Annotated in this window: 1 pseudogene; it reads left to right on the top strand. The window is 54.8% G+C overall.

What is annotated here, in order from left to right:
- A pseudogene (locus P0D89_RS54170) lies at window positions 1–394 on the top strand (IS5/IS1182 family transposase); the annotation flags it as partial.

Raw genomic sequence — 394 nt, 5'->3', positions numbered from 1 at the left:
TAAGCTTGCCCGCACAGAGATGGCCGTCGACAAGCTCACCGCAGTTGCGGATCGCGGCTACTACAAGAGCGAGGAAATACTCGCATGCCATGAGGCTGGAATAAGTGTGTTCGTTCCGAAGACGGTGACATCGAGCGCAACGGCTCATGGCCGCTTCGGCAAGGATGACTTCATTTACAACGCAAAGACGAACGAATACCGATGTCCGGCAGGCGAGCGACTCATCTGGCGATTCTCGACCGTTGAGCGCGGCCTGAAGATCAGTAAGTACTGGAGTTCAAATTGCCAGCAATGTTCGCTCAAAAAGGACTGCAAGCCAGGTCCTCATCGTCGCGTGACACGCTGGGAACACGAAGCTGTTCTTGATGAGATGCAGGCGCGACTTGATCATGCG

Origin of the sequence: Paraburkholderia sp. RL18-085-BIA-A (assembly GCF_046027075.1) — a bacterium.
GTDB lineage: Bacteria > Pseudomonadota > Gammaproteobacteria > Burkholderiales > Burkholderiaceae > Paraburkholderia.
The sequence above is the reverse complement of the archived record's forward strand: the minus strand, read 5'-3'. Positions and strand labels throughout refer to the sequence as shown.